Origin of the sequence: Actinocatenispora comari (genome assembly GCF_017312725.1) — a bacterium.
GTDB lineage: Bacteria > Actinomycetota > Actinomycetes > Mycobacteriales > Micromonosporaceae > Actinocatenispora > Actinocatenispora comari.
The window spans coordinates 102110-120412 of record NZ_BOPO01000004.1 but is presented as its reverse complement, the minus strand read 5'-3'; the positions used below and the strand labels follow the sequence as shown (position 1 = coordinate 120412).

Sequence of the window (18303 nt, the reverse complement as noted above, 5' to 3'; positions counted from 1 at the left end):
CCGCGGGCCTCCGAATCCGCGGGCCTCCGATGTGGCCGGCGGTCTTCGGGTCGGCGGGCCGCGGGTTTGGTCGGCGGCTTCGGGTCGGGTCGGCGGCCTGCGGGTCTGTTCGGCGGGCTTCGGGTTGGCTCGCCAACCGTGGGGTCTGGTGGGCGGGGTGGACCTTGGCCGGCCGGTGTGGCCGACCAGCGCTGGTCAGCCGGCTCAGGGGTGGGTCATCGCCGCGAGCTCCTCGAAGGCGGCGCGGACCAGCTCGGGGAAGGGGCGACTGGCCGGGTCGTCGAGCCAGCGCACGAACGTCACCCGGAACACGGCGATGCCGACCTGCGCCGCGAGGCTCGCGGCCGGTACCGGCACGTCGTGGTCGTGCAGCGCGTCGGTCAGCGCGTCGCCGAGTCGGGACAGCTTGACGAGCTCGCGTTCCTGCAGGTCGGGGTTCTTGTCGACGATGGCCTGCCGCTGCCGGGCGAACTCGCGCCGCTCGTCCGCCTCGAACAGCGCACCGAGCGCCGCGATGGCGGCGCCGACCAGCTCGATCGGCGGCCGGCCGGCCGGTGCGGCCGCGACCGCCTCGGTGAGCGTCTGCTGCAGCCGGGTCGAGCCGTCGAACAGCACCTCGCGCTTGTCGGCGTAGTGCCGGAAGAAGGTGCGCTCGGTCAGACCGGCCCGCGCGGCGATCTCGGCCACGGTGACCTTCTCGTACCCGCGTTCGCCGTAGAGCGCGAGTGCCGCCTGCGCCAGCCGGCCCCGGGCGTTCGGCTCCCAACGGCTCATGACTCCGATCATAGTGATGGCAGTGACTGACATCGGGTGCTAGCCTGATGACAGTGACTGACATAGCTGGTCGGGCCCAATCCGGCCGGCTCTCGTGGAGGTACTTCTGATGCGCGTATTCGTCACCGGGGCGTCCGGCTGGATCGGTTCCGCCGTCGTCCCCGAACTCCTGGCCGCGGGGCACCAGGTCGTCGGGCTGGCCCGTACGGACGCCTCCGCCGCGGCGCTCGCCGCCGCCGGCGCCCAGGTACGCCGGGGCACCCTCGACGACCTCGACGTGCTGCGCGACGCGGCCGCCGACTCGGACGGCGTGATCCACCTGGCCTTCAAGCACGACATCGCGTTCAGCGGCGACTTCGCCAGCGCCGCCGCGGCCGACCGGCGCGCCGTCGAGGTCTTCGGCGACGCACTCGCCGGCTCCGACCGGCCGTTCGTGCTCGCCTCCGGCATCGCCGGCCTCGCGCCCGGCCGGGTGCTGACCGAACGCGACGGCGTCTCCGGCCCGGCCGGCGACCCGGAAGGCCCGAGCGCCCGGATGGCCACCGCGCAGCTGGCCCTCTCCTTCGCCGACCGCGGGGTACGGTCGTCGGTGCTGCGGCTGCCCCCGACCGTGCACGGCGACGGGGACCGCGGCTTCGTCCCCGGCCTGGTCCGCGCCGCCCGTGAGCACGGCGTCGCGGGCTACCTCGGTACCGGCGACAACCGCTGGCCCGCCGTGCACCGCTTGGACGCCGCACACCTGTTCCGGCTCGCCCTCGACCACGCGCCCGCCGGCGCGGTGCTGCACGCCATCGGCGACGAAGGGGTACCGCTGCGCGAGATCGCCGGGGTCATCGGCCGGCACCTGAACCTCGCCGTGGCCGAGATCCCCGCGGCCGACGCCGCCGGGCACTTCGGCTGGCTCGCCGGCATGGTCGGCCTCGACGTCCCGGCCTCCGCCGACCTGACCCGCGCACTCCTGGAGTGGAAGCCGACCCGGCCCGGCCTGCTCGCCGACCTCGACGAGGGCCACTACTTCCGCACACCCGGCGACCGCTGAGCAGCGCCTGCCGGGTGTACTCGAACCCTCGCGCGTAGCAGCCCCGGGCCGTACGTCATCCGTACGGCCCGGGGCGTGTCTCAGCCGTGGCTGACGCCGTTGCGGCGCCGCCGATGGTGCTCGGCCGGCTCGTGCTCCGGCGTGTACGGCATCGTGCCGAACAGCCGCTCCGCCACCCGCGTGTGTCCGATCCGGCTGTCGGCCAGCCGGTCCGAGATGACGTCCTTGCCCGTCGAGGCCAGCCGTCCGGCCTGCGCCTGCACCAGCCCGGCCGCCTCCTGCACCGTCGGGTTCTCCTTCACCCGGCGGGCCGCCGCGGCGATCTGCTCGTACCGCGCTCGACCGGCCCGGCTGCCGAGCACGTATCCGACGCCCAGACCGGCCAGGAAAGCCCACTTGGCACGCATCGTCGACTCCTCTCGTATGACCTCGTACCCGGCGCTTCGCGCTCCTGCGTACCATCCTGCCTGCCCTGCGTGACCAGCGAGACGCGAACCACCCGCACGTACCACCCCCGGCCCATGTACTACCCCCGGATCCGCTCATGTACCCTTGTCCGCGTCGGTACGGCGCACGACGGCGTACTCGATCCCGCGTAGCTCAATTGGCAGAGCAGCCGGCTGTTAACCGGCAGGTTCTTGGTTCGAGTCCAAGCGCGGGAGCTTCCGATCCGGAGCTTCTCTGCTCGCCGCCTTCGGCGGTTCGCAACGATCGTCCGCCCCTGCCTCCTGGGGGCGCAGCCCCCAGACCCCGCGCCGGCGGGCTCCGCCCCCGGCACCCCCACCCGCGCCTCAGCGCGTACGGCGTATCACCGCAGCGAAAGAAGCACGTTGCACCGGGCTCACCGTGTATCTCGAGGGTGGCGGTGCCTCGGGTGGGAAGTAGCGGCCGGTGGGGGCCGCTAGTGCTGATGTCTGTCGAAGGCTGCTCTCAACGCTGGGAGGCCGTCGAGTCGTTGCGTGAGAGGCCACGGCTCTGGTTCGAGATGCCGCGTCCAGGTGAGATGCACGAGCGCGAAGGCGCCATCATCGAGGCTGAAGGCCACGTCGTCGCAGCCGGCGCAGGCGGCGACTGCTGTCAGAGAACGGCCGGCGAGCTCGTGATCGGCACAGATTTCCGTCACTGCCTCAGCGACGAGAGACGCGAGCCGGTCTGGTTCTGGTCGGAACCAAGGTTCGGAAAGCTCCAGCCCTGCATCCATCGGCGCAAGACTAGCCGCGCTGGCCCCGTCAAGCAGTGGGCTTGGGCGTGGACCCGGGCATCGTTTCTGGCGCCGCCACCTCCAGCTTGGTGAGAACTGCTGTACTGGCTCAAGGCGTCCCTCACGGGCCGCGCGTGCCGCCGGTCGGGCCGCGTTCCGGCCGCTCGGCTGCCGCCCGCGGCCGGAACGCTCCAGGCCCGTGGCAGGCGCGAACCAAGGGCCGCCACCCTCGGCAAGTCCACACCGAGAGCGGCGTCCTCCCGAGAATCGCGGGCTACCGGCCGCGCCGATGACCGCCGGCGCCGGATGGTCGGGCACACCCGGTCGGCCGGGCGCCGCGTCATCGGGCGGCGCCGGTTACGGTGCCTCGGGCGGGGCGTTCAGGCTCCGGGATGGCCGAATGCTTGTGGATGGGATGTGGTGGGAGATGAGGCGACCTGGAGCTTCGACGGTTGGCTAACGTCGCAGGTGAGGCTGGGCAGAGGGAAGCTGTCGGCAACGCCGAGAGTGAGGGCCGGAAACGGGAGGTTCTTGGTTCGGTAGCGTTCCGAGCCGTGGGCCTCACGATTGACCGCGCTAGCTGGCAGAACCGTCAGTTCGTCTGTTCGTGCTGTGGCACGCAAGCGGAGCGCACCTGGGCGAGCGTGCGCGACGGGGAGCCCGTCGCCGCCGTGTACTACGCGAGTTGCTACCACCACGACGGCGTGCATGAAGCCTGGATCGACGCGATCCTCGGAAGCTGGGCTACCGAGACGTTCGACGATCATGTGACCTTCGGTTGCCGTGTTGGGCCGGTTGCCGATTCCCCGACGCCGGCGGCCACGCTCGTCAACGGTGGCGCGGTAGCGGCGGACAGCCCGATCTACGGTCACAAGCTCAGTCGTGACGAGGGGCTGGCCCATCCGAGACTGGCGGAGTTCTGGCAGGTCGTCGACACCGTCTTGGAGCACGACGAGGTGGTGCGCCAGCACATGTATGGCACGGCCCAGTCGAGCTGACACCGAGCGCGCCGACGAGAGGCAGTACAGCAGAGGACCAGGGCAATGAGCCAGCCAGAAGCGATCTTGATCACGGCGTGAGACTGGTGGCAGTGGGCGGAATGCCGGGTGAGACCTTGGGCTGGGAACGTGGCCGAGGTTGTACGACGCGTCGGCTGGCCGCTGTGGCTCGCGGCGGACGGCTGGGGTCGGGCTCGAAGCCGAGGTGGGCGGGCCGATCGAGAAAAGCTGACAAGTCGGTAAATCTCGGCTTGCTTGGCTGCGTGTGTGACTCTCTGGCCGTCACCCGTTCGAGCAAGGGAGTTGTCGGATGCAACGACGAAAGCTCATCGGCGGCGTGGCGGCCGGCGCGGTCGCCGTGCCGCTGACCGCAATGGCCACCACGACCGCCGCGAACGCCGAGGACGTCGAGCAGGTCAAGCAACGCAAGTCCACCAGCGCCGAGGGGAACGCCGTCGTGGGCAGCATCGACCCGACCGAGAACGCGTACGGCAGGACCTACACCGCGACCGTGGATCTGTCCGGCCCGCCGGAGAACGACGAGTACGCCACCGTGACGGTGGACTTCCGCGTCGAGGTCACGAACGGCCAGGGCACGTTCCACCCGTTCACCGCCGCGGATCTGGAGAACCTGGTGACCGCGATGATGAGCTCGTACCGCAGCCAGTTCGCCGCGACCTCCTCGGCGGACGCGGTGCGGTTCACCGAGCAGGTGACACTCACCGCGACGACGAACCTCAGCTGACACCGACAGACAGGCACGCGACGGCGCCCGCCCTGCTGGGCCGGTCGCGTGCCGCCCGTCGGGTGTGGCGACCCGGAACTCATCGGGAGCCCACCGGTGCAGGGTCGGGTCAGTACCGCTCGACCAGGTGCGCGCGGTTGGCGGGCGGCTCGTACGGGTCGGGCCAGAAGTCCCTGATGGCCACGATCAGCCCGGCGTCGTCGAGGGTGAAGAAGCTGATGCCGGTCATCTGCTCGCCGTCGAGCCGGAACTCGATCCAGCTCACGCCCTCCCGACCGGAGCCGATGATGCGCTCCACGCTGAGGTGCCAGTCGCCCGGGAACTCGGCGTTGAACCGGACGTACGCCTCCCGGCCGCGCACCCGTTCCCGGGTCTGCGACGCCTCGTAGCGCACCTCGGGAGCGAGCAGCTCGCCGAACGCCGGCCAGTCTCTGCTCTCGGCCCGCTGCCAGAACGCCGCGATCACGCCTTCGATGTCCACGACGCCAGGCTAGGACCGCCCCCCGACAATCCTGGCCCGCGGCGCCCGCCTCGACGCCGCCGCCGAGCTGGCGTCGGCCCGGCTCGGCGGCAAGCCGAAGAGTTGCGCCCGCCCGGCCGCTCAGCGGCCGTCGAGTCGTTGCAGGTCCTCGTAGCTGGCGAAGCTGAACAGGCGGGTACCGGCGACCAGCGGTTGCGGCGTCCCGGTGAACCGGTGGACGCCGACGCCGAAGCCGGCGTCCGGCGCGGACAGCCAGCGGCGCTCGAAGCCCTGCCGCTCGAACCGGTCGCAGATCAGCGGTACCCGATCGGGTTCGCTCCGGGCGCGGGTCCAGATCACCGTCCCGCCGCGCGCACACAACTGGGGACAGGCGTCGATGGTGCGGGCCAGGTCGTCGTCGAGGATGTTGCCGAAGATCCCGCACAGCAGCACGAGCTGGGCCGGCGCCAGGTCTGCGTACCGGTCGGTGCAGCCCGCGTCGCCGGTGACCACCTCGACGCCGGCCAGGCCGGCCGACCGGGCCCGGTCGGCCGCGACCCCGCTGTTGCCCGGGTCGAGCTCCACCAGCCGGGCTCACACGTCGGAGCGCCGCGGATGGCCGGCGAGCACGCCGAGCAGGTCGTCGCCCTGCCCCGCGCAGAGGCTGAGCACCCGCAGCGGCCCCGCCGGGCTCTCGTCCAGCGCGGTCCGGAGCTGGCCCTGGATCGCCACCAACCGCCGGGCCAGCGCCGACTCCGGCCGCCCGTACTGCTCGTGCCAGCCCACCCAGTCCATCCCCGAACCGTACGCACTCGCCGCCAGTGACCACCGCTGGCCGAAGGAGGGAGGATCATCCGCGTGCCGGACTACCTTCGACGGCTGCGGGGCCGGGTCGGTTCCGCGCCGGTGCAGCTCAACGTCGCCGGCGGCTGCGTCTGCGCCAGCGATCCGGAAACCCTGGAGTTGCGGTACTTCCCGCGCCGAGGCGCCGCGCCTGTTCAACCGGCAACCTCGCGACGCCCTCGCCGATCTGGCCGCCGGCCGCACCGCCGTCTTCCGCTGATCCGGCCGGACGGTCGTCTGCCGGACACGTGGCCACCTCGGCCGGCCGGTCGTTCGGCCAAGCAGGACCTTTCGTCGAGCCGGCGGAGACGGAATTCGGGTGAGGCGTGGCGGGTGGGGTGACAGGCTTGGTGAGTGGAGACGGTGGTGTTGTGGCGGCCGACGGGGCCGGCGGAGTTGCGGCTGGTCGAGGAGTCGGGGTGGCGGCGCTGGCCACCGCGGCTGCCTGAGCAGCCGATCTTCTACCCGGTGCTGAGCGAGGAGTACGCCGTCAAGATCGCGCGGGACTGGAACGTGCCGGCGTCCGGCGTCGGGTACGTGACGCGATTCGCGATCGACGCGCCGTTCGCGGCCCGGTACCCGGTGCGGCAGGCCGGCGGTCGCACCATCCGGGAGCTGTGGGTCCCCGCCGAGGAGCTGGACGAGTTCAACGACCACCTCGTCGGCCCGATCGAACTTGTGCACGAGTTCCGCTGACCCGGCCGGGGTGCGGTCGTCCACGGGCCCCGGCCGGCCGAGGCGCGCCACGGGTTCCGCTGACCCGGCCGAGGTGCGCCACGGCTGCCCCGAGGCGCGCCAGGGGTTCCGGTGCGCCTGCGCCTGGCTGGCGTCACGCCGACCGGGCCGGCCTGCGGCTCAGCCGGCGTCACGCCGACCGGGCCGGCCTGCGGCTCAGCCGGCGCGACGGCGCCGGAACTGCGGGAGGTGCTGCAGGTCGTACGGGTAGGGCAGGGGGCGGTCGCTCGCCTCGGTGAGGCGGTCGAGGTGCGCCTGGTCGAGTGACCAGCCGGCCGTGCCGAGGTTGTCGCGCAACTGCTCGACGGTGCGTACCCCGACGATCGGTGCGGTGACGCCGGGGCGCTGCAGCAGCCAGCGCAGCGCGACCTGCGCCGGCGTGCGACCGACCTCGGCGGCGACCGCCCGTACCGCGTCGATGACCTGCCAGGTGGCGTCGGTGTCGTGGCGCTGCCAGCTGCCGTCGGCGTGGGCGCGGGTACCGGCGGGCGGCCGGCCCGTTGGCCGCTCGTACTTGCCGGTCAGCCAGCCGCCGGCCAGCGGGCTCCAGGCCACCAGCCCGGCGCCCTCCTGCTGGCAGACGGGTACCAGCTCCCACTCCGCGTCGCGGGCGAGCAGGTTGTAGGTGGGCTGCAGGCAGGTGAAGGGTTCCCAGCCGTGCTGGCGGGCGAGGTCGATCGACTTCTGGAACTGCCAGCCGGTGTAGTTGGAGGCGCCGACGAAGCGCACCTTGCCGTCCCGGACCAGCGTGTCGAGCGTCGACAGCGTCTCCTCGATCGGGGTGGCGTCGTCGAACACGTGGATCTGGTACAGGTCGAGGTAGTCGGTGCGCAGCCGGCGCAGGCTCGCCTCGACCTCGCGCAGGATGTGCTTGCGGCCGGCGCCGCGCACCGGTTCGCCGGGCGCCTTCTCGCCGTACACCTTGGTCGCGATGACGAGGTCGTCGCGGTCGTGGCCGGCGAGCCAGCGGCCGAGGATCTCCTCGGAGCGGCCGGCGGCGTACACGTCGGCGGTGTCGACGAAGGTGCCGCCGGCGGCGGTGAACTCGTCGAGGATGCGGTGGCTGGTCTGTTCGTCGGCGCGGTCGCCGAACATCATCGTGCCCAGGCACAGCTCGCTGACCGCAAGCCCGGTTCGGCCGAGAAAACGTAGGTCCATGCGGCGGACGCTACGACCTGGACCGCGCTCCAGCTCAACCTTTCGGCGCGGGTGAGGGGCCAAGCCGCAGAAGGAGGGCTCCGGCGACCAGGCTCAACCCCTTTCGGCGCGGGTGAGGGTGTTGCGGATGGTGCGCGACAGGACCGCCTCGTCGGTACCGGACGGGTGCTCGGCGGCGTGCGCGAGGGCGATGACGGCGGTGGCGAGCCAGTCGGCGGGCAGCCGGTCGTCGAACTCGCCGGTGCGCTGGCCGCGCCGGATCACCCGCTCGATCCGGTCCGCGACGGGCGCGTGCCGCAGCTGGTCGGCGTCCGGTCCCACCGGCTGCGCGGCGATCTGCCGGAGCAGCGCCGGGTAGCGGTCGGTGCTCTGCCGGCCGGCGGCGAGCAGCCGCAGCAGCGCGTCGCCGGCGGGGCCGGAGTCGGCCTCGACGGCGTCCATCGCGGCGACGGCCTGCTCGGTGAGGTGGTCGACGACGGCGGCGAGCAGCTTGTCCCGGGAGGCGAAGTGCGCGTAGATCGTCTGCCGGGTGACGCCGGCGGCGCGCGCCACCGCGGCCAGGCCGGCGTCCGGGTCCGTGTCGAGTACCTGCGCGGCGGCGGTGAGGATCGCGGCCCGGCTCCGGCGCGCGTCGGCCCGGCGGGGTGGCAGCGAGGTCATCTCTTACACCTTGTCAAAGTTGAGCGGTGGCTATACCTTACAGCGTGTAAGAGATCATACCGATCAGGAGAACTGGCGGTACTGCCATGCGCTCGCTCACCGAGACCGACCCGGCGCGGTTCGTCGCCGACTTCTTCACCTCGTTCACCGCCGACCTGCTGCGCGACGACACCGACCCGGCGGCGATCGTCGACCGGTACCACACGGCCGACGTCGTCCAGGTCGCCGACGGCAACGTGATCGACCGGGCCAAGCTGATCGCGCACACCCGCCCGGTGCGCAAGAACCGGCCGACCATCCGGGTCGAGGTGCACGACGCGGTCGCCGACGGCGAGCTGATCGCCGCCCGGTACACGCTGCACGCCCGGCAGCGCGGTCGGGACCTCGCCGTCGACGTGTGCTTCTTCGGCCGGTTCACCCCGGACGGTCGGATGCGCAGCGCGAACATGCTCACTCGTACGGTCGCCGACTGACCGGCGTCGCCCCGCACCGCCCGCGGCGATCGCCTGTCCCGGGACCGGGCAGTGGCCGGATGCCGCGCGGCGACAGCGGCCGGGCTGGGGTGCCGCGCGGCGACGGGGCTGGGCTGTGCGGGGCGGTGCGCGGTGATCGTGGCCAGCACGACGATGGCGCCCGACCGGTCCGGTCGGGCGCCATCGTCGTCGGTGTGGCGGCCTATTCGAGGTAGTCGCGCAGCAGCTGCGACCGGGACGGGTGGCGCAGCTTCGACATCGTCTTCGACTCGATCTGGCGGATCCGCTCGCGGGTCACGCCGAACGCCTGGCCGATCTCGTCCAGGGTGCGCGGCTGGCCGTCGGTGAGCCCGAACCGCAGCCGGACCACGCCGGCCTCCCGCTCCGACAGCGTGCCCAGCACCTGCTGCAGCTCGGTCTGGAACAGCGAGAACGACACCGCCTCGACCGCCGACACCGCCTCGGAGTCCTCGATGAAGTCGCCGAGCTGGCTGTCGCCCTCGTCGCCGATGGTCTGGTCCAGCGAGATCGGCTCCCGCGCGTACTGCTGGATCTCCATCACCTTTTCCGGGGTGATGTCCATTTCCTTGGCCAGCTCCTCCGGGGTGGGCTCGCGGCCCATCGACTGGAGCAGCTCGCGCTGCAGGCGACCCAGCTTGTTGATCACCTCGACCATGTGCACCGGGATGCGGATCGTGCGGGCCTGGTCGGCCATCGCCCGGGTGATCGCCTGCCGGATCCACCACGTCGCGTACGTGGAGAACTTGAAGCCCTTGGTGTAGTCGAACTTCTCCACCGCGCGGACCAGGCCGAGGTTGCCGTCCTGGATCAGGTCGAGGAAGGCCATCCCGCGGCCGGTGTAGCGCTTGGCGATCGAGACGACCAGCCGCAGGTTCGCCTCCAGCAGGTGGTCCTTGGCGCGGACGCCGTCCCGCTCGATCTGCTTCAGCTCGCGCCGCAGCTCGATGGTGACCTCTTCGCCGGACTCCTCCTTCTGCCGGAGCAGCTCCGCCGCGTACAGCCCGGCCTCGATCCGCTTGGCGAGGTCGACCTCCTGCTCGGCGTTGAGCAGCGGCACCCGGCCGATCTGCTTCAGGTACGCCCGGACCGAGTCGGCGGAGGTGGTCAGCTCGGCGTCCTTGCGGGCCTGCCGCAGCGCCTCGGAGTCCTCGTCGTCCCAGTCGAAGTCCTCGGACTGCTCGCCGTCGCCGTCCTTCTTGCCGCGCGCGGTCTTCTTCGCGGCCGTCTTCTTCGCCGTCTTCTTGGCGGCCTTCTTCGCCGGCGCCGGCGCCGGCGCCGGCGGCTCGTCGGCGGTCAGGTCGACCTCCGCCGCCAGCTCGGCCTCGTCGGCGGTCGGCTCGGCGGCGGGCTTCGCCGCCTTCGCGGCCGGCTTCTTCGCCGGCGCGGCCTTCTTCGCCGCCTTCTTCGCGGGCGCCTTCTTCGCCGGCTCCGACGCGGACGCGGCGTCCGCCGGCTCGGCGGCAGCGGCCGGCTCGGCGGGGACCGGCTCGGTCACCGTGGCCGGGGACGGCTGGGTGGCGGCCGGGGTGGACCGGGTCACCGCGGGCCGCGTCGAGGACGCTGCCTTGCCGGCGGTGGCCGGGCGGGTCGGGGTGGCGCGGCGGCGCTTGGCGGTGCCGGCGGAGCCGTCCACCACCACGGTCACGCCGGCCTGGGCGAGCGCCTTGAGGATCTTGCGACCCTGGGCCGGGGTCACCTCGGCGGCGGCCAGCACCCGGGCCACGTCAGCTGAGGTGAGATGGCCGGACGAATCGGCCTGCGCGACGAGCGAGTCGGTGACGGCGCGAACGTCGGAACCGGCGGAGGAAGCGGCTTCGGACACAAACGACCTTCCAGAGAAGACGAGAACACCGCCCGGTCGGACTCGGCCGGTCGGGCTCTCCAGCAGGGCCACTGGCTTCGCGGCGAGCCACCGCGGGGACCGGCGTGAAGTATAACGAGGTAACGGCCAGGCGGCCCGTCGACGCATCGGTACCGGGTCCGATCGGTCGCCGTGGTGCCCCCGAACGGTGGGTGGAGCTGAGTCGCCCCCACGCAAGATCACCGCCATCCCACCGGTACGCAGTGTGCACGTCGCCGCCGCTCGCCGGCCGCGTGGCGCCGGCTCGTAGGCTCATCCGGGTGAGCCGCGTACGAATCGAGTCACTCCCGCTGCCGAAGGCCGATATCGGGCCGGTGAACCCGCTGCCGCCGGTGACCGGGCCGCCCGCGACGCCGTACCGACTGTCCACTGAGGAGCTGCCGGCCGAGGTGGTGCGCAACGCCGGGCACGGCACGCCGCGCACGCTGCTGCCGTACCTCGCCCAGGACGGTTACTCTCGGTCGCGACGGCCGGGGGAGCTGACCACCGTCGTGCTGGACAACGGGGTGCTGCGTGCCACGTTCGTGCCGGAGCTCGGCGGGCGGCTCTGGTCGCTGCTCGACCGGCGCGACGATCGTGAGCTGCTCTACCGCAACCCGGTGTGGCAGCCGGCGAACCTCGCGTTGCGCAACGCCTGGTTCGCCGGCGGGGTGGAGTGGAACATCGGTACCCGCGGGCACAGCCCGACGACCTGCTCGCCGCTGCACGCCGCGCTGCTCACCGGTCCCGGCGGCGTCCCGATGCTGCGGATGTGGGAGTACGAGCGGCTGCGCGGCGCGGTGTTCCAGGTCGACGCCTGGCTGCCGGACGGCGCCGACGCGCTGCGGGTACATGTCCGGATTCGGGCGACTGCACCCGATCCGACCTTCATGTACTGGTGGTCCAACACCGCGGTGCCCGAGGACGTGCGGGTGCTCGCGCCGGCCGACCGCGCGTTCTGCACCAGCTACGACGGGACGATCCGGGCCCGGCCGGTACCGGTGCAGGACGGCGTCGACCGGTCGTACCCGCTGCGCAACGAGCACGCGGCCGACTACTTCTTCGACACCGCCGGGGTGGCGCGGCCGTGGATCGTCGCGCTCGACGAGCAGGGCCGGGGCCTGGTGCAGACCTCGACCGCCCGGCTGGTCGGCCGCAAGCTGTTCGTCTGGGGCACCTCGACCGGCGGCCGGCACTGGGCCGACTGGCTGTCGCCCGGAAACGCCGGGTACGCGGAGATCCAGGCCGGCCTCGCCGCCACCCAGTACGAGCACCTGCCGATGCCGGCGGGCGCGTCGTGGAGCTGGCTGGAGACGTACGGGCCGGTCGCCGTCGACCGCGAGGTCGCGCACGGTGACTGGGCGACCGCGGTGTCGCATGTGGACGGTCAGCTGGCCGCCGCGGTACCGCCGGCGCAGCTGGACGCCGAACTCGCCGAGGCGGTGGCGCTGGCCGACGCGCCGCCGGCCGAACGGGTGTGCGCCGGCTCCGGCTGGGGCGCACTGGAGCGGCACCGGCGCGGGGCGGGCTGGTGCGACGAGACCGGTACCCCCTTCGACGACGACACGCTCGGAACCGAACAGCGGCCGTGGCTCGCGTTGCTGGCCGATGGGGCGCTGCCGGCGGCCGACCCGGCGACGCCGCCCGCCTCGTACGTCGGGGGCGCCGGCAGCGAACCGGACTGGGCGGCGCGGCTGGCCGCGGACACCGGCTGGCTCGCCGCGTACCACCGGGGGGTGCTGGCGCATCAGGAGGGCGACGCCGAGACCGCGGCGCGCGAGTACGCGGCGTCGGTGGCCGCGGCCGAGTCGGCCTGGGCGGTGCGCGGGCTCGGCGTGCTCGCTGGTGCCGGCGGGCGGGCCGGCGAGGCCGCCGACCTGCTGGTCCGCGCGTACCGGTCGGCGACCTGGTGCCGGCAGCTCGCCGCCGAGGCCGGTGAGGCGCTGCTCGCCGCGGACCGGGCCGCCGAGTGCCTGGCGCTGGTCGACGCCGCGCCGGCCGAGGTCCGCGAGCACGGTCGGATCCGGCTGCTGACGGTCCGGGCCGCGCTCGCCGCCGGGCACCCAGACCGGGCCCGGGCGATCCTCTCCGACGGGCTGGAGGTCGCCGACCTGCGCGAGGGCGAGACCTCGCTCGACGCGCTGTGGACCGCCGCGTTCCCGGACCGCCCCATTCCCCCGGAGTACGACTTCCGGATGCACTGACCGCACGATCCGGTCGAACGACATCGGTCGGCCGGTGCCACGCACCACCCGGTCCAGCGCGGCCGGACGGTACGGCCGGGGCCGACGGCGGCGGTCGACCGCAGCGGGCCGGTCAGCGCCCCGGCGGCAGCGAACACCCGTGCGACGCGCGGCCCGGTCGAGCGGGTCGGACGGTACGGCCGGGGCCGAAGCGTCGCCGGCCTACGGTGAGCACCATGACCGACGTTGCGGGAGATCCGACGATGGCCGAGCGGGTCGAACGGTTCCGGGCGTTGCACCGCGCCGGCGCGCCGCTGGTGCTGCCGAACGCCTGGGATCACGCGTCCGGCGCGGCGCTGGCCCGCGCCGGCTTCGCCGCGATCGGTACCACCAGCCTCGGGGTCGCGGCGGCGGCCGGCAGCGTCGACGCGACCGGTGCCACCCGGTCGACCACGGTGCACCTGGCGCGCCGTTTGGCCCGGCTGCCGGTCCTGGTGACGGTGGACATCGAGGCGGGTTTCGGCGCGGCGCCGGCGGACGTCGCCGCCCTCGTCGCGGAGCTGGCCGCCGCCGGCGTGGTCGGTGTCAACATCGAGGACGGCCGGCCGGACGGCACGCTCGCCCCGCTGGCGGACCAGTGCGAGCTGGTCCGGGCGGCCGGCTCCAGCGGGCTGTTCGTCAACGCCCGGACCGACACGTACTGGCTGCCCGGCGCGCCGGTCGCGGAGACCGGACGCCGGCTCGCCGCCTACCGGGACGCCGGTGCGGACGGGCTGTTCGTCCCCGGGCTGCGGGATCCGGGGACCATCGCCGGGCTGGCCCGGGACCTGCCGCTGCCGCTGAACGTGCTGGCGATGCCGGAGCTGCCGGTGGCCCGGCTCGCCGAGCTGGGGGTGCGCCGGATCAGCACCGGCTCGTTGCTGTTCCGGGCCGCGCTCGGCGCCGCGCTGGACACCGCCCGCGCTGTCGCCGCCGGTACCCCGCTGCCGACCGGGCTTCCGTCGTACGACGAGGCCGCCTCGTACGCCACCGACTTCGGCTGACCGGTGCCGCCGGCCCCGCCGGTACCGGTCAGCTGCCGGCGGCGCCGTCGATGGTGATGGTCTGGCCGTGGATGTTGGTGTCGGCGAGCAGCAGCATCCGGATCACCGGCAGGACCTCGGCCGGTTCGGTGAGGTGACCGGTCGGGGTGCGGCGGACGATCGCCCCGAGCTGGTCGGTACCGAGCACCGCGGACATCTCGGAGGCGAAGAAGCCGGGCGCGACGCAGTTGACCAGCGCCCGGTCCCGCAGTTCGCGGGCCAGCGAGCGGGTCGCCGCCTCCATCCCGCCCTTGGTCGCCGAGTACGCGACGAGGCCGGGGAAGCCGCGGCGGGCGCAGATCGAGGTGACGTTGACGATCCGGCCGCGCCGGCCACCGGCGAGCATCCGCCGCAACACCAACCGGGTCAGCAGCAGCGGCGCGGTCAGGTTCACCTCGATCAGGTTCGCCAACCGGTCCGGCGAGGTGTGCACGTGCAGCGAGTCCTGGCCGATCGCGGCGTTGTTGACCAGCGCGTCGATCGGGCCGAGCGACGACTCCGCGGTACGGACGAACTCGGTCGTCGCGGCCCGGTCGGTGATGTCGACGGCGCCGGCGAGCACCCGGTCGGGTTCGGCGTCGGCGAGCTTGGCCAGCTCCGGGGTGATGCTGCGGGCGAACGTGGCGACCCGCAGCCCGCTGCCGACCAGATCCTCCACGATGGACAGTCCGAGGCCGCGGGAGCCGCCGGACACCAGGACCACCGACGCGGGCGGTACGCACTGTTCAGACATCGCTCTTCAACGTTTCCTTCACCGGGATCTCGGACAGGATGCGGATGTGTCGCGGTACCGCGGTCTCGGCCAGCCGTTCGCCGGCGAACCGTTGCAGGTCAACGGAATCCACCGAACCATCGGTGACGATCTCGGCGCTGACGACCTGGCCGACCAGCGGGGCGCGCCGGCCGGTGACCCGGGCCCAGCGCACCGCCGGGTGGCCCAGCAACACCTCGCGCACGGCACCGGCGGACACCTTGGTACCGCCGACGTTGATCTCGTCGTGGCCCAGCCGGCCGGGCAGCAGCACCCGGTCGCCGGACAGCTGTGCCCGGTCGCCGGTGCGTATCAGCTCGGGCTGGTCCAGGCCACGGTGCGGCGAGCCGACCAGCAGCTCACCGTCCACAACGGACAGTCGGGGCCGGTCGCCGGCGGCGCGGTCCAGCCAGGAAGCGGGGAAGCCGGCCCGGCCGTCGTGCACCACGACCGCGGCGCCGACCTCGCTGGAGGCGTAGATCCAGCTGATCCGGGCGGTCGGGAAGGCGGCGCGCAGCGCATCGAGGATCGGCTGGTCGACCGGCTCGCCGCCGAGCGTCACCTGCGCCAGCGCGAGGCCCGCCAGCTCGTCGCCGTGCCGGTACAGCGCCTGGCGCCAGAACGTCGGCGTACCGGACACCGCGGTCACCCGGTGCGCCACCGCTGCCGCGGCCCAGTCGTCCACAGTGGATGGAACGACGAGGTCCTGCCCGGGTACCGCGAGCGACAGCGTCACCAGCTGCCACCACGCGTAGCTGCCCGGCGAGTACGGGCACAGCCACACCCGCGGTGGCTGCGGCGCGGTGACGGTGGTCAACCCGGCGAGGGTGTGCGCGACCCGCTTGGGACGACCGGTACTGCCGCTGGTGAGCAGCCACAGCCGACCGGGATCGGCGGCCCGGTGCGCCGGTACGCCGTCGTCGGGCAGCGCGAAGCCGGCCTCGATCAGCTCGGCGCGCAGCGTCTCGTCGATCCGGGAGCGCGCCGCGACCAGCAACTCGGTGCCGTGGTCGGCGTGGTGGCGCACCGCGGCGAACGCGGTCGTCGGGTCGTCGGTGCACACCGCGACCGGGTCCGGCAGGCTCGCCGCGTCGGCCAGATCGGCCCAGCTGGTGGCGATCTCGCCGAGCTGCAGCCGGTTGTTCGCGGCGATCACGCGACCACCACCGGGTACCGGGCCCGCCCGGCGCCGCTCCCGCCCGTCGGCGTCTCCCCGTCGCCGCACGGCTTTCCGGGCCCGATGCTCATGCCGGGTCCTGCAGCTCGGTGAGGAAGTCGAGCACGTCGCCCACGGTGCGGATGGTGCGCAGCCCGGGCGCGTCGAAGTTGAGCTCGCGACCGATCTCGTCCTCGACCCGCAGCGCCAGTTCGGAGAAGTCCAGCGACCGGAATCCGATCGCGGCGAGCTCCGCGGACTCGCCCGCCGGCAGATCCTTGCCCTGCGCGGCGAGTACCTGCGTGAGCAGTTCCCGGAGCTGATCTCGGTTGAGTGCGGAAATCGGTGCGGCGGATCCGTCAGAATTCATTTCCGAATTACCTCGTGTTCATGTGGGGATAGGGTCCGTGGCGGCCTGGAATGTAGCGTACGAACCGCAACCGAAGATGAATTCCAGGCTGCGAGAATCAGGAGCCGTGCATGTTGCGTGCCGCGCGTGAGGCGGAGCGCGAGACGATCCGACGCTGGCGCAACCATCCACAGGTACGGGCGGCCAGCTTCACCGACCACGAGATCGGCGCCGACGAGCACCGCGTGTGGTGGCGGCGGGTCGCCGCCGACCCGAGCCGGGCGCTGCTGGTCTACTGCGAGCGCGACGGCGAGGCCGAGCTGCCGGCCGGCGTGGTGCTGTTCGAGGACCTGCGCACCGAGGCGGGCCAGCGCACCGGCTCGTGGGGCTTCTACCTCGACGTCGAGGGGGTCGAGGCCCGCGGTACCGGCCTGTCGTCCTGGCTCGGCGTGCAGCGGGCCGCGCTGGACCACGCGTTCGAGGTGCTGCGGCTCGACCTGCTCACCGGCGAGGTGCTGGAGCACAACACCGCGGTACGCCGGGGCAACCGCCGGTTCGGCTTCGTCGAGGGGCCGCCCGCGGTGCGCACCGTGGCCGGCCGCACCGTCCGGTACCGCCGGATCGGCCTGCGCCGCGACCAGCGCCGCGGCGCCACCTCCACCGCCTCCCACGGCACCGGCCGGACCGCTGCCGCCCACACCGTTTCGCCCGAGGAGAACGCATGACCAGCCCGCACCAGCCGGCGACCCGGCCGGACGTGCAGATCGGCAAGACCAGCGTCGGGCCGGCGCACCCGCCGATGATCATCGCCGAGATGTCCGGCAACCACGACGGCCGGCTCGACCGGGCGCTGGACATCGTCCGGATGGCCGCCGACGCCGGTGCGCACGCGGTGAAGCTGCAGACCTACACGGCCGACACGATCACCGTCGACGTGGACACGCCGCGGTTCCGGCTGGCCGCCGACCACAAGCTGTGGCCCAACCGCCGGCTGTACGAGCTGTACCAGGAGGCGCACACGCCGTGGGAGTGGCACGAGCCGATCTTCGCGCTCGCCGCCGACCTGGGCCTGGCCGCGTTCTCCAGCGCGTTCGACCCGACCGCGATCGAGTTCCTGGAAAGCCTCGACGTACCCGCCTACAAGGTGGCGTCGTCCGAGGTCACCGACCTGCCGCTGGTGCGCGGGATGGCGGCCACCGGCAAGCCGCTGATCATCAGTACCGGGATGGCCACGCTCGCGGAGATCGACGCCGCGGTGCGGGCGGCCCGCTCGGTCGGCAACGAGCAGCTCGTCGTGCTCGCCTGCACCGCGTCCTACCCGGCACCGCCGGAGGCCAGCAACCTGCGCACCCTGCCGGTACTGGCCGGCGCGGTCGACACGCACGTCGGGCTGTCCGACCACACCCTGGGTATCGGTGCCGCGATCGCGTCGGTGGCACTGGGCGCGACGGTGATCGAGAAGCACGTCACGCTGTCTCGCGCGGACGGCGGCGTCGACTCGGCGTTCTCGCTGGAGCCGGCCGAACTGGCCGCCCTGCGTACCGAGACCGAGACGGCCTGGCGGGCGCTCGGCCGGGTGTCGTTCGGTCCGTCCTCGGCGGAGGCGGAGGGGCTGCGGTTCCGGCGGTCCCTGCACGTGGTCGCCGACGTGCGCGCCGGTGAGCCGGTGACCGCGCACAACGTCCGGTCGATCCGGCCCACCGGAGGCCTGGCCCCGGACGCGTTCGACACCGTCGCCGGGCGCAGCTTCCGTACCGACGTCGCGAAGGGCACCCCGCTCACCTGGGACCTGCTCTGAGCGCTGCCGGCGCCGGGCGCCGCCGCGGTGATCGGAA

At 73.1% G+C, this 18303-nt stretch carries 21 protein-coding genes and 1 tRNA gene; 10 read left to right on the top strand and 12 right to left on the bottom strand.

The window, feature by feature from the left end:
* Window positions 1–204 precede the first annotated feature (204 nt).
* Window positions 205–774 carry a TetR/AcrR family transcriptional regulator gene (locus tag NUM_RS02330; protein ID WP_207122841.1) on the bottom strand — a complete coding sequence of 190 codons (570 nt, stop codon included), beginning with the start codon at window positions 772–774 and terminating at the stop codon, window positions 205–207.
* A 109-nt stretch (window positions 775–883) separates the two neighbouring features.
* Between NUM_RS02330 and NUM_RS02325 the strand changes: the two genes are divergently transcribed.
* Window positions 884–1813 carry an SDR family oxidoreductase gene (locus NUM_RS02325; RefSeq protein ID WP_207122840.1) on the top strand — a complete coding sequence of 310 codons (930 nt, stop codon included), beginning with the start codon at window positions 884–886 and terminating at the stop codon, window positions 1811–1813.
* Between the two features lie 80 nt (window positions 1814–1893).
* On the opposite strand, the gene NUM_RS02320 is transcribed toward NUM_RS02325, so the two are convergent.
* Entirely contained in the window at window positions 1894–2220 is a 327-nt protein-coding gene (locus NUM_RS02320) for a hypothetical protein (RefSeq protein WP_035297861.1), read from the bottom strand.
* A gap of 182 nt (window positions 2221–2402) precedes the next feature.
* On the opposite strand from NUM_RS02320, the gene NUM_RS02315 reads away from it, so the two are divergent.
* Window positions 2403–2475, top strand: a tRNA-Asn gene (locus NUM_RS02315).
* Between the two features lie 239 nt (window positions 2476–2714).
* Here the strand turns inward: NUM_RS02315 and NUM_RS02310 are convergent.
* Window positions 2715–3014, bottom strand: a complete 300-nt coding sequence (locus tag NUM_RS02310) for a hypothetical protein (protein ID WP_207122839.1) — start codon at window positions 3012–3014, stop codon at window positions 2715–2717.
* A gap of 554 nt (window positions 3015–3568) precedes the next feature.
* On the opposite strand from NUM_RS02310, the gene NUM_RS02305 reads away from it, so the two are divergent.
* Together NUM_RS02305 and NUM_RS02300 are read left to right on the top strand one after the other, a co-directional pair.
* Entirely contained in the window at window positions 3569–4012 is a 444-nt protein-coding gene (locus tag NUM_RS02305; protein ID WP_207122838.1) for a hypothetical protein, read from the top strand.
* A 310-nt stretch (window positions 4013–4322) separates the two neighbouring features.
* Entirely contained in the window at window positions 4323–4757 is a 435-nt protein-coding gene (locus tag NUM_RS02300; RefSeq protein WP_207122837.1) for a hypothetical protein, read from the top strand.
* 109 nt (window positions 4758–4866) lie between these two features.
* Here NUM_RS02300 and NUM_RS02295 read toward each other — a convergent pair whose 3' ends face one another.
* From NUM_RS02295 to NUM_RS37060, 3 genes are all read right to left on the bottom strand, one after another.
* The gene (locus NUM_RS02295) at window positions 4867–5238 is read right to left on the bottom strand and encodes a nuclear transport factor 2 family protein (RefSeq protein ID WP_207122836.1); all 372 of its coding nucleotides are present in this window, start codon (window positions 5236–5238) and stop codon (window positions 4867–4869) included.
* A 120-nt stretch (window positions 5239–5358) separates the two neighbouring features.
* Window positions 5359–5802 (bottom strand): hypothetical protein, encoded by a 444-nt coding sequence (locus NUM_RS02290; protein ID WP_225918280.1) that lies wholly within the window; start codon window positions 5800–5802, stop codon window positions 5359–5361.
* Between the two features lie 9 nt (window positions 5803–5811).
* Window positions 5812–6012, bottom strand: a complete 201-nt coding sequence (locus NUM_RS37060) for a hypothetical protein (RefSeq protein WP_225918279.1) — start codon at window positions 6010–6012, stop codon at window positions 5812–5814.
* Window positions 6013–6414: 402 nt separating this feature from the next.
* On the opposite strand from NUM_RS37060, the gene NUM_RS02285 reads away from it, so the two are divergent.
* A complete protein-coding gene (locus NUM_RS02285; RefSeq protein WP_207122835.1) occupies window positions 6415–6756 on the top strand; it encodes a hypothetical protein in 342 nt (113 codons plus the stop codon).
* A 195-nt stretch (window positions 6757–6951) separates the two neighbouring features.
* Here NUM_RS02285 and NUM_RS02280 read toward each other — a convergent pair whose 3' ends face one another.
* Window positions 6952–7953: an aldo/keto reductase gene (locus tag NUM_RS02280; protein ID WP_207122834.1), complete on the bottom strand. Its 1002-nt coding sequence runs from the start codon at window positions 7951–7953 to the stop codon at window positions 6952–6954.
* A 93-nt stretch (window positions 7954–8046) separates the two neighbouring features.
* A complete protein-coding gene (locus tag NUM_RS02275; protein ID WP_207122833.1) occupies window positions 8047–8613 on the bottom strand; it encodes a TetR/AcrR family transcriptional regulator in 567 nt (188 codons plus the stop codon).
* Between the two features lie 86 nt (window positions 8614–8699).
* Here NUM_RS02275 and NUM_RS02270 point away from each other — a divergent pair, with 86 nt between their 5' ends.
* The gene (locus NUM_RS02270; protein ID WP_207122832.1) at window positions 8700–9086 is read left to right on the top strand and encodes a nuclear transport factor 2 family protein; all 387 of its coding nucleotides are present in this window, start codon (window positions 8700–8702) and stop codon (window positions 9084–9086) included.
* A 202-nt stretch (window positions 9087–9288) separates the two neighbouring features.
* Here NUM_RS02270 and NUM_RS02265 read toward each other — a convergent pair whose 3' ends face one another.
* Entirely contained in the window at window positions 9289–10929 is a 1641-nt protein-coding gene (locus tag NUM_RS02265) for an RNA polymerase sigma factor (RefSeq protein ID WP_225918278.1), read from the bottom strand.
* A 299-nt stretch (window positions 10930–11228) separates the two neighbouring features.
* On the opposite strand from NUM_RS02265, the gene NUM_RS02260 reads away from it, so the two are divergent.
* Complete coding sequence (locus tag NUM_RS02260; RefSeq protein WP_207122830.1) at window positions 11229–13151, top strand: DUF5107 domain-containing protein; 1923 nt, start codon at window positions 11229–11231, stop codon at window positions 13149–13151.
* 215 nt (window positions 13152–13366) lie between these two features.
* A complete protein-coding gene (locus NUM_RS02255; RefSeq protein WP_225918277.1) occupies window positions 13367–14173 on the top strand; it encodes an isocitrate lyase/PEP mutase family protein in 807 nt (268 codons plus the stop codon).
* 28 nt (window positions 14174–14201) lie between these two features.
* On the opposite strand, the gene NUM_RS02250 is transcribed toward NUM_RS02255, so the two are convergent.
* The 3 genes from NUM_RS02250 to NUM_RS02240 form a co-directional block, all read right to left on the bottom strand.
* A complete protein-coding gene (locus tag NUM_RS02250; protein WP_207122829.1) occupies window positions 14202–14945 on the bottom strand; it encodes an SDR family NAD(P)-dependent oxidoreductase in 744 nt (247 codons plus the stop codon).
* Entirely contained in the window at window positions 14938–16119 is a 1182-nt protein-coding gene (locus NUM_RS02245; RefSeq protein WP_207122828.1) for an AMP-binding protein, read from the bottom strand. Before NUM_RS02245 ends, NUM_RS02250 begins: the two co-directional genes overlap by 8 nt.
* Window positions 16120–16207: 88 nt before the next feature.
* Window positions 16208–16489 carry an acyl carrier protein gene (locus NUM_RS02240; RefSeq protein ID WP_225918276.1) on the bottom strand — a complete coding sequence of 94 codons (282 nt, stop codon included), beginning with the start codon at window positions 16487–16489 and terminating at the stop codon, window positions 16208–16210.
* Between the two features lie 110 nt (window positions 16490–16599).
* On the opposite strand from NUM_RS02240, the gene NUM_RS02235 reads away from it, so the two are divergent.
* Both NUM_RS02235 and pseI read left to right on the top strand, forming a co-directional pair.
* Complete coding sequence (locus NUM_RS02235) at window positions 16600–17193, top strand: GNAT family N-acetyltransferase (protein ID WP_207122827.1); 594 nt, start codon at window positions 16600–16602, stop codon at window positions 17191–17193.
* On the top strand, window positions 17190–18266 hold the full coding sequence (gene pseI / locus NUM_RS02230) for a pseudaminic acid synthase (protein WP_207122826.1): 1077 nt from the start codon (window positions 17190–17192) through the stop codon (window positions 18264–18266). The genes NUM_RS02235 and pseI overlap by 4 nt, the downstream gene beginning before the upstream one ends.
* Window positions 18267–18303 lie beyond the last annotated feature (37 nt).

Excerpts from the sequence above, each read along its gene's own strand:
- NUM_RS02300 (WP_207122837.1), top strand. The coding sequence starts at position 4,323 with ATGCAACGACGAAAGCTCATCGGCGGCGTGGCGGCCGGCGCGGTCGCC.
- NUM_RS02275 (WP_207122833.1), bottom strand. The coding sequence starts at position 8,613 with ATGACCTCGCTGCCACCCCGCCGGGCCGACGCGCGCCGGAGCCGGGCC.
- NUM_RS02255 (WP_225918277.1), top strand. The coding sequence starts at position 13,367 with ATGACCGACGTTGCGGGAGATCCGACGATGGCCGAGCGGGTCGAACGG.
- NUM_RS02325 (WP_207122840.1), top strand. The coding sequence starts at position 884 with ATGCGCGTATTCGTCACCGGGGCGTCCGGCTGGATCGGTTCCGCCGTC.
- pseI (WP_207122826.1), top strand. The coding sequence starts at position 17,190 with ATGACCAGCCCGCACCAGCCGGCGACCCGGCCGGACGTGCAGATCGGC.
- NUM_RS02270 (WP_207122832.1), top strand. The coding sequence starts at position 8,700 with ATGCGCTCGCTCACCGAGACCGACCCGGCGCGGTTCGTCGCCGACTTC.
- NUM_RS02235 (WP_207122827.1), top strand. The coding sequence starts at position 16,600 with ATGTTGCGTGCCGCGCGTGAGGCGGAGCGCGAGACGATCCGACGCTGG.
- NUM_RS02240 (WP_225918276.1), bottom strand. The coding sequence starts at position 16,489 with ATGAATTCTGACGGATCCGCCGCACCGATTTCCGCACTCAACCGAGAT.
- NUM_RS02250 (WP_207122829.1), bottom strand. The coding sequence starts at position 14,945 with ATGTCTGAACAGTGCGTACCGCCCGCGTCGGTGGTCCTGGTGTCCGGC.
- NUM_RS37060 (WP_225918279.1), bottom strand. The coding sequence starts at position 6,012 with ATGGACTGGGTGGGCTGGCACGAGCAGTACGGGCGGCCGGAGTCGGCG.
- NUM_RS02330 (WP_207122841.1), bottom strand. The coding sequence starts at position 774 with ATGAGCCGTTGGGAGCCGAACGCCCGGGGCCGGCTGGCGCAGGCGGCA.
- NUM_RS02320 (WP_035297861.1), bottom strand. The coding sequence starts at position 2,220 with ATGCGTGCCAAGTGGGCTTTCCTGGCCGGTCTGGGCGTCGGATACGTG.
- NUM_RS02310 (WP_207122839.1), bottom strand. The coding sequence starts at position 3,014 with ATGGATGCAGGGCTGGAGCTTTCCGAACCTTGGTTCCGACCAGAACCA.
- NUM_RS02280 (WP_207122834.1), bottom strand. The coding sequence starts at position 7,953 with ATGGACCTACGTTTTCTCGGCCGAACCGGGCTTGCGGTCAGCGAGCTG.